7 protein-coding genes are annotated in these 7,955 nt (G+C 64.8%); 5 read left to right on the top strand and 2 right to left on the bottom strand.

Annotated elements, in window-relative coordinates:
- Positions 1-7: 7 nt before the first annotated feature.
- Positions 8-175: a hypothetical protein gene (locus V3H18_RS05800; protein ID WP_332081015.1), complete on the bottom strand. Its 168-nt coding sequence runs from the start codon at positions 173-175 to the stop codon at positions 8-10.
- A 315-nt stretch (positions 176-490) separates the two neighbouring features.
- On the opposite strand from V3H18_RS05800, the gene V3H18_RS05805 reads away from it, so the two are divergent.
- The 4 genes from V3H18_RS05805 to V3H18_RS05820 all read left to right on the top strand — a co-directional run bounded on the left by V3H18_RS05805 (position 491) and on the right by V3H18_RS05820 (position 4,835).
- Positions 491-2,317 (top strand): ABC transporter transmembrane domain-containing protein, encoded by a 1,827-nt coding sequence (locus tag V3H18_RS05805; RefSeq protein ID WP_332081016.1) that lies wholly within the window; start codon positions 491-493, stop codon positions 2,315-2,317.
- A 290-nt stretch (positions 2,318-2,607) separates the two neighbouring features.
- Entirely contained in the window at positions 2,608-2,895 is a 288-nt protein-coding gene (gene gatC, locus V3H18_RS05810) for an Asp-tRNA(Asn)/Glu-tRNA(Gln) amidotransferase subunit GatC (RefSeq protein WP_332081017.1), read from the top strand.
- Positions 2,896-2,964: 69 nt separating this feature from the next.
- Positions 2,965-4,455 (top strand): Asp-tRNA(Asn)/Glu-tRNA(Gln) amidotransferase subunit GatA, encoded by a 1,491-nt coding sequence (gatA, locus tag V3H18_RS05815; RefSeq protein WP_332081018.1) that lies wholly within the window; start codon positions 2,965-2,967, stop codon positions 4,453-4,455.
- Positions 4,452-4,835 carry a chorismate mutase gene (locus V3H18_RS05820; protein WP_332081019.1) on the top strand — a complete coding sequence of 128 codons (384 nt, stop codon included), beginning with the start codon at positions 4,452-4,454 and terminating at the stop codon, positions 4,833-4,835. The genes gatA and V3H18_RS05820 overlap by 4 nt, the downstream gene beginning before the upstream one ends.
- Here the strand turns inward: V3H18_RS05820 and V3H18_RS05825 are convergent.
- On the bottom strand, positions 4,802-5,092 hold the full coding sequence (locus V3H18_RS05825) for a hypothetical protein (RefSeq protein WP_332081020.1): 291 nt from the start codon (positions 5,090-5,092) through the stop codon (positions 4,802-4,804). The two genes, V3H18_RS05820 and V3H18_RS05825, sit on opposite strands and share 34 nt — an antisense overlap.
- 104 nt (positions 5,093-5,196) lie before the next feature.
- On the opposite strand from V3H18_RS05825, the gene gatB reads away from it, so the two are divergent.
- A complete protein-coding gene (gene gatB / locus V3H18_RS05830) occupies positions 5,197-6,666 on the top strand; it encodes an Asp-tRNA(Asn)/Glu-tRNA(Gln) amidotransferase subunit GatB (RefSeq protein ID WP_332081021.1) in 1,470 nt (489 codons plus the stop codon).
- Positions 6,667-7,955 lie beyond the last annotated feature (1,289 nt).

The following is a 7,955-nucleotide window of genomic DNA, read 5'->3' on the forward strand; positions in this document are numbered from 1 at the left end:
TCTTCTCTTAGAAGAAGAGGCCGAGGACGCCGCCCGCGAGCGCGCCGACGACGGCCGCTGCGATCGTGTTCGGAATGCCGCCGAGCGCCACTGAAGCGAGACCGCCCAGGATGACCGCGCCGATGCCAGCGAAGATGTAGGTGTTCGTCGTGATTTCGAGTTCTTTCTCAGCCATCTCTCTTCACTCCTCTTTGATCGTTCCCAGATTTGCGCCTTGTCGCTGTCGCCGGCGCTTTCTTGCCCCAGCGGGGCGCGTCATTTCGACGCATCGCGAGGTTAGCACAAGACGGGCGCCTGTCAATCGAAACTGCGACAGGATGTCGCGGCAGTAAGTATTTGGAAATAAAGGCTTAAGAAGCGGAAAAGAATTTTTGCGCCAAAGGCGCGCGAAAAAGAGCCTCGTCTCATATTATCGCGCCCGCCGCACGGCTCCGGTCGCGCCCCCCACGCATTCGTTTTCTTCGAGGCCGAGGTCTATATCCGCTTGCCAATGACAAATCAGACATCCGACCTCGCCGCCGTCCCGCCGGCTTCCCAAAAATCGAACCGCGGGCTGGGCGCGACGCTCGCCCCTTTGCGTCCGCTTCTGCCTTATGCGCTGCGCTACAAGCGGACGATCGCCTGCGCCTTTTTCGCCCTGATCGTCGCGGCGGGCGCGACGCTGACCCTGCCGCTCGCCGTTCGCGGCATGATCGACCATGGTTTTTCGACGGAAAGCGCCGGCGCGGTGAACGCCTATTTCGGCGCGCTCATCGCGGTCGCCGCGACGCTCGCCGCGGCGTCCGCGACCCGCTATTATTTCGTGATGACGCTTGGCGAGCGCGTCGTCGCCGATCTGCGCGCCGATCTTTTCAAGCACCTCGCCTCGCTCGACGCCGCCTTCTACGACACGGCGAAGACCGGCGAACTGCTGTCGCGGCTCACCGCCGATACGACGCAGTTGAAATCCGCCTTCGGCTCGTCGGCGTCGGTCGCGCTGCGCAATCTCTTCATGTTTTTCGGCGCGATCGTGATGATGGTCGCGACGAGTCCCAAGCTCGCGGGTCTCGCGCTCGCGGCGATTCCGGTCATCGTATTGCCGCTCATCGCCTCTGGCCGAGCGGTGCGCGGCCGTTCGCGCCACGCCCAGGACACGCTGGCGCACGCCGCGGCCTATGCCGGCGAAAATCTCTCGGCTGTGCGGGCGATGCAGGCCAATGGCGCGCAAGCCTCGACGGTGGCGCGATTCACGCGCTCGGTCGAGAGCGCCTATGACGCCGCGCAGGCCGCGACGCAATTGCGCGCCTTCGTGACCGCCGGCGCGATTCTCGTTGTTTTCACCAGCGTCGTCGGCGTGCTGTGGCTCGGCGCGCAGGACGTGCTCGCCGGCCGGATGACCTCGGGCGTCCTCTCCCAATTCGTGCTCTATGCGGTGCTTGGCGCGAGTTCGCTCGGCGAATTGTCGCAGACCTGGAGCGAGATTTCGGCCGCCGCCGGCGCCGCCGGGCGCATCGCGGAAATCCTCGCGGTGGAGCCCCAGATCGTCGCGCCGGCGCATCCGACGCCGGCCCCCGCCCGCTGGCGGGGACGCATTGTTTTCGACCATGTGCGCTTTGCCTATCCGACCGCGCCAGAGAAGCTGGCGCTCAAGGATTTGTCGCTTGTCGTCGAGCCCGGAGAGCGCGTCGCGCTCGTCGGCCCCTCGGGCGCCGGCAAGTCGACGATCTTTTCGCTGCTCCTGCGCTTCTACGATGTCGAAGCGGGTTCGATCGCGCTCGACGGCGTCGATTTGCGCGCGCTCGATCCGCTGGACCTGCGCGCGGCCATCGCGCTCGCGCCGCAGGATCCGGTGATTTTCGGCCTGACCGTTTCCGAGAACATCGCCTATGGGCGCGAGGCGGCGACGCGCGAAGAAATCATCGCGGCGGCGCGGCGGGCGCAGGCGCATGACTTCATCATGGCGCTGCCAAAGGGCTATGAGACGCTGCTCGGCGAGCGCGGCGTGACCCTTTCCGGGGGACAGCGTCAGCGCCTCGCCATCGCCCGGGCCATTCTCGCCGACGCGCCGGTGCTGCTGCTCGATGAGGCGACTTCGGCGCTTGACGCCGAGAACGAGTCGCTCGTTCAGGCGGCGCTGCACGATGTGATGCAGGGCCGCACCAGCCTCGTCATCGCGCATCGCCTCGCGACCGTGCTCGAAGCCGACCGCATCGTCGTGCTCGACGAAGGCCGCATCGTGGAGCAGGGGACGCATGCGAGCCTTTCGGCGGCGGGCGGTCTCTATGCGCGCCTCGCCAAATTGCAGTTCGACACCGAGCGCGCAGGCGCCGCGGCGTGAGCGGGGCGCGTATTCTCTCCCCCATCCGGCTCGCTATGCTCGCCGCCCTTCCCCGGCGCTGCGCGGGGGAGGGAGGGGAGCGGCGATGTTTGCCCGTGATGGGAAGAAATTGCCTCTCATCCGGCGCTCTGCGGCCACTCTCTCCCTTTGAAGAGGGCTTTCGAGCGCCCTTCGTCCTCTGGGAGGGCGCCAGGGGCCTTTCATCGCCCGCCTTAAAAACCCCCGCCGCATTGCGCCGCGAAAGGCCAGGCGCTATAGCGCCCCTCAAGACAATTCTTGCGGAGCCCTAGATGTCCGTTGATTCCGCGACGGTCCGTCGGATCGCCCATCTTTCGCGCATCGCGATCGAAGACAGCGAGGTGGCGCGCCTTCAGGGCGAACTCAACGCCATCCTCTCTTTCGTCGAAACCCTGAGCGAGGTCGACGTCGAAGGCGTCGAGCCTTTAACCTCGGCGCTGCCGATGCAAATGAAGAAACGTTCCGATGTCGTGACGGATGGCGGCATCGCCGATGATATTCTCGCCAACGCCCCGGTGAGCGAGGATCATTACTTCGTCGTGCCGAAGGTGGTCGAATAGCGCGAAGCCCTGACGCCGAAGCGCCGCGACCGCCGCTCTCTTGCGCCGCCTCCTTATATAAAGAGACACATGTCCGATCCCGCCCATCTCTCCCTCGCCGAGGCGCGCGACGCGCTCAATTCGAAAAAGCTCTCGGCGGTCGAACTGACGAAAGCGCATATTGAGGCGATCGAGAAGGCGCGCGCGCTCAACTGCTTCATCACCGAGACGCCCGATCTCGCTTTGGCGCAGGCGCAAGAGAGCGACGCGCGCCGCGCGCGCGGCGAGGCGCGCCCGCTCGACGGCCTGCCGCTCGGCATAAAGGACCTTTATTGCTCGAAGGGCGTGCGCACGACCGCGGCGAGCCGCATCCTCGACCATTTCACGCCGACCTATGAATCGACGGTGTCGGGAAATCTCCTGCGCGACGGCGCGGTGACGCTCGGCAAGCTCAATCTCGACGAATTCGCCATGGGCTCCTCCAATGAGACCAGCGCCTTCGGTCCTGTCGTCTCGCCCTGGCGGCGCAAAGGGGATGAAACGGCGAAGATCGTTCCCGGCGGCTCTTCCGGCGGCTCCTCGGCGGCGGTCGCGGCGCGTCTTTGTCTCGGCGCGACGGCGACGGATACGGGCGGCTCCATTCGCCAGCCCGCCGCTTTCACCGGAACCGTCGGCGTCAAGCCGACCTATGGACGCTGTTCGCGCTGGGGCATCGTCGCCTTCGCTTCTTCGCTCGATCAAGCGGGGCCGATCGCGCGCACGGTGCGCGACTCCGCCATCATGCTGCGCTCGATGGCGGGACATGATCCCAAGGACACGACGAGCGTCGACGCGCCCGTGCCCGATTACGAAAAGGCCGTCGGCCTCTCGGTGAAGGGAAGACGCATCGGCGTGCCGAAGGAATATCGTCTCGACGGCATGTCGGCGGAGATCGCCGCTTTCTGGGATCAGGGCGTCGCCTGGTTGAAGGACGCCGGCGCCGAGATCGTCGAGATTTCGCTGCCGCACACGAAATATGCGCTGCCGACCTATTACATCATCGCGCCAGCGGAAGCCTCGTCCAATCTCGCGCGCTACGACGGCGTGCGCTACGGGCGGCGCGAAACGGGGCGCGACGTGACCGACATGTATGAGAAGACGCGCGCCAAGGGCTTCGGCCCCGAAGTGCGCCGGCGCATCATGATCGGCACCTATGTGCTGTCGGCCGGATATTACGACGCCTATTACGTGCGCGCGCAGAAGGTGCGCAGCCTCATCAAGCGCGATTTCGACGAGGCTTTCGCCGCCGGCGTCGACGCTGTGCTGACGCCCGCGACGCCTTCGACCGCTTTCGCGCAAGGAGAGAAGGGCGCGGCCGATCCCGTCGAAATGTATTTGAACGACGTCTTCACCGTGACCGTAAACATGGCCGGCCTTCCCGGCGTCGCCGTGCCGGGCGGGCTCGCGGCCAATGGGTTGCCGCTCGGCCTGCAGCTCATCGGCAGGCCCTTCGACGAGGAAACCCTGTTCTCGCTCGCCGCGGCGATCGAACAGGCGGCGCCGAAAATCGACTTCCCGCAACCCTGGTGGCGCGAGGGATGACGATGACGAGCCAAGGCGCCAAGCGGGATGCGTCCGCGAGCGAACGCGACGCGGCTCAGGAAGAAATGGCCGAGGTGCGCCGGCTGATCGACGAACTCGACGAAGAGCTTGTCGCTCTGCTCGCGAAGCGTCAACGCCAGATCGAGCGCGCGGCGAAAGTCAAACCGACGCTCGGCATGCCCGCCAATGTGCCGGAGCGTGTCGAGGAAGTGCTCGGCCATGTGCTCGGCGTCGCGCGGCGCGAGGGGCTCTCGCTCGAAGTCGCGATGAATTTGTGGCGCGCGCTGATCGAGTGGTCCATCCAATATGAGGAGCGGTTGATGGGCGACCGCGCGCCCAAAGGCGACTATGCGCCGCCGTCGGAGGGCGGGGACGCCTGATCGGCGCGCGGGACGCGCGTAATGCGCACGAAGCCGTAGCGGATCGACCAACGCAGCATGCGGCGCGACAGCCTTCTGGCGAAAGGCACGTTGGGCGCAAGGATCGCAAGCCCGAGCGGCGCCATCCAGACGCCGAGCACCGGCAGGAAAGCGAACACCGTGCCGCCGAGCACGAGCGCGACGCCGACCGGAACGCTCAGATAGGAAGGCGCGGCGCGCATGCGGGCGATGAAGCCGTTATTACGATTTTTCGCCATTGAGCGCGGTCCTTTTGCTTCCGCTTTTGCCCGGCCCGTTCCGCTCCCGGGCGCTCTGGTCTATATCTTGAGTAACGGTCTCATACAGCGGCATAGAGGGTAAAATGGCGTCTCAGGCGGCTCCTTCCAAATTCATCAAGGGCGCGACCGGCGACTGGGAAGTCGTCGTGGGCATGGAGATTCACGCTCAGGTCACGAGCCACGCCAAGCTCTTTTCCGGGGCTTCGGCCGAATATGGCGGCGCGCCCAATGATCATGTCTCGCTCGTCGACGCGGCGATGCCCGGCATGTTGCCGGTGATCAACGAGGAATGCGTCAGGCAGGCGATCCGCACCGGGCTCGGGCTCGAGGCGCAGATCAATCTGCGCTCGGTCTTCGACCGCAAGAATTATTTCTATCCCGATCTGCCGCAGGGCTATCAGATCTCGCAGTACAAGCATCCGATCGTCGGCGAGGGCGCGGTCATTGTCGACGTGTCGCCGACCGAGCGCATCACAGTCGGGATCGAGCGCCTGCATCTCGAGCAGGACGCCGGCAAGTCGCTGCACGATCTTTCCGCGACGGAGAGCCATGTCGACCTCAACCGCAGCGGCGTCGCGCTGATGGAGATCGTCTCCAAGCCCGACATGCGCTCCGCCGAGGAGGCGCGCGCCTATGTCTCGAAGCTGCGCACCATCCTGCGCTACATCGGCTCTTGCGACGGAAACATGGATCAGGGGTCGATGCGCGCCGACGTGAACGTCTCGGTGCGCCGGCCGGGCGCGCCCTATGGCACCCGTTGCGAAATCAAGAACGTCAACTCCATCCGCTTCATCGGCCAGGCGATCGAGGTCGAGGCGCGCCGGCAGATCGGCATTCTCGAAGACGGCGGCAAGATCGACCAGGAGACGCGGCTCTTCGATCCCGGAAAGGGCGAGACGCGGTCCATGCGCTCCAAGGAAGAGGCGCATGACTATCGCTACTTTCCCGATCCAGACCTTCTGCCGCTCGAATTCGACCAGGCTTATGTCGACGCGCTGAAGGCGGGACTGCCGGAGTTGCCCGACGCCAAGCGTCAGCGTTTCATCGAGCAGTACGGCCTCTCGCCCTATGACGCGGGCGTGCTGGTGATGGAGCGCGCCTCCGCCGACTTTTTCGAGGAGGCCGCGAAGGGCCGGGACGCCAAGCTCGTCGCCAATTGGGTGATCAACGAGCTCTTTGGCCGCTTGAACAAGGAAGGCCTCGACGTGACGCGTTCGCCGGTGTCGGCGCAGGCGCTGGGCGCGATCGTCGATCTCATCTCGCAGAATGTGATCTCGGGGAAGATCGCCAAGGATCTCTTCGAGATCGTCTGGAGCGAGGGCGGCGACCCGCGCGCGATCGTCGACGCGCGCGGCATGAAGCAGGTGACCGATACGGGCGAGATCGAAGCCGCCGTCGACGCCGTCATCGCGGCGAACCCCGACAAGGTCGAGCAGGCGAAGGCGAAGCCGACCATGCTCGGGTGGTTCGTCGGACAGGTGATGAAGCAGACCGGCGGCAAGGCGAATCCGCAGGCGGTGAACGAGCTGCTGAAGCGCAAATTGGGCGTCTGAAGAACGCCCATTCGCCGCTAAAACGAATCAGTTCAAGAGGCGCGTTGCGCGATTTTTCTCGAGTAGGGAGGGTCGCGACGCAAATTTTTTTTCCTTTTTTGTCGCTGACCACAATTTTTTTTTATGCGCGCGGGAGGCGACGAAGCAGGCGCCGCAGCGCGCGTCCAGACCCCGCCGCCTTTCGTCGGAAGCGTCTTGCTCAGAGGCCAGGGGCCCGCGCCTTCATCGCCGAGCGCGAATGAGATTGATCGGGCGTCGATATAATTTGCGGCGCGCCTGCGCGCGCCTGCGCGACGGTGGCGCATCCTGCTCAGATACAAAGCCAAATCAATTAATTGAAGATCATTCGCGCATCCGTTCGCGGCGCGCGCGAACGTATTTGGCGCGCCGACTCGAGGCATGACTTCGCGATGTTTTGCAGGCGATGAATCGCGAAGAGAAACGCAAGCCGCAAACGCGTCGAGATAGTCTTGGCGATGCGTCGTCAAAGCAGCGCGCGGATTGTTTTGCTTGTCGAAGAAGCGCGCTCAACATGTCTCGTCATGCGTTGCGACGATCACTTCTGCGCGTCGAGCACTTGAACGACTGATTAACCGCGTTACGCTATTTGCGCGTATTGTCGGTCGACCATAGTTCCGGCAATTCGGATCAAGGGGACTTAATATGGCGAAAGCTACAACGAAGCGTAAGCCCGCGAAGAAAGCGGCTGCGAAGAAGGGTGCGCGTAAAACCGCGAGAAAGGCTGCGACGAAGAAGGCGGCGACCAAGAAGGGCGCCCGCAAAGCGGCGACGAAGAAGCGCGCCGCCACCAAGAAGACGGCTCGCAAGGGCGTCCGCAAAGTGGCGACCAAGAAGCGGGCCGGCGCCAAGAAGGCCACCGCCAAAAAGGGCGCGCGCAAGGCGACTGCAAAAAAGCGCGTTCCCCGCAAGCCAAAGACTCCGACGCCGCCTGCTACGCCGGCGCCCATGTAGTTTAAGGGTTGTCGCATGCGCGGTCTTTGGGTCGCGCGTCGAGAAAGCGTTTTCTACGCCTCATCGCCCGGGGTTCGCGTCGCGCCGACGCGCCTCGGGCGATAGCGTTTTTAAGCTTCGGGCGAGGACCCGCGCGGAAGGTCGTCGCCTCAGCGCGTCAGGCAGTGGGTGGCGAATTCGCGCCACATCGGCAGGCCTGTCGCGGTCGCCTTTTTCATCTTGTCCCATTCCTCGGCGCAGACGCGCATCTTTTCGCGCGACGCGCGCGGGAGCGATGGCGGCGGCTGCGACGCGTCGACCGTGGGCGCCGGCGCGAG

Source organism: Methylocystis borbori (assembly GCF_036576025.1).
Lineage (GTDB): Bacteria > Pseudomonadota > Alphaproteobacteria > Rhizobiales > Beijerinckiaceae > Methylocystis > Methylocystis borbori.

Coding starts and splice junctions, on each gene's coding strand:
- V3H18_RS05800 (WP_332081015.1), bottom strand. CDS start 175: ATGGCTGAGAAAGAACTCGAAATCACGACGAACACCTACATCTTCGCT.
- V3H18_RS05805 (WP_332081016.1), top strand. CDS start 491: ATGACAAATCAGACATCCGACCTCGCCGCCGTCCCGCCGGCTTCCCAA.
- gatC (WP_332081017.1), top strand. CDS start 2,608: ATGTCCGTTGATTCCGCGACGGTCCGTCGGATCGCCCATCTTTCGCGC.
- gatA (WP_332081018.1), top strand. CDS start 2,965: ATGTCCGATCCCGCCCATCTCTCCCTCGCCGAGGCGCGCGACGCGCTC.
- V3H18_RS05820 (WP_332081019.1), top strand. CDS start 4,452: ATGACGATGACGAGCCAAGGCGCCAAGCGGGATGCGTCCGCGAGCGAA.
- V3H18_RS05825 (WP_332081020.1), bottom strand. CDS start 5,092: ATGGCGAAAAATCGTAATAACGGCTTCATCGCCCGCATGCGCGCCGCG.
- gatB (WP_332081021.1), top strand. CDS start 5,197: ATGGCGTCTCAGGCGGCTCCTTCCAAATTCATCAAGGGCGCGACCGGC.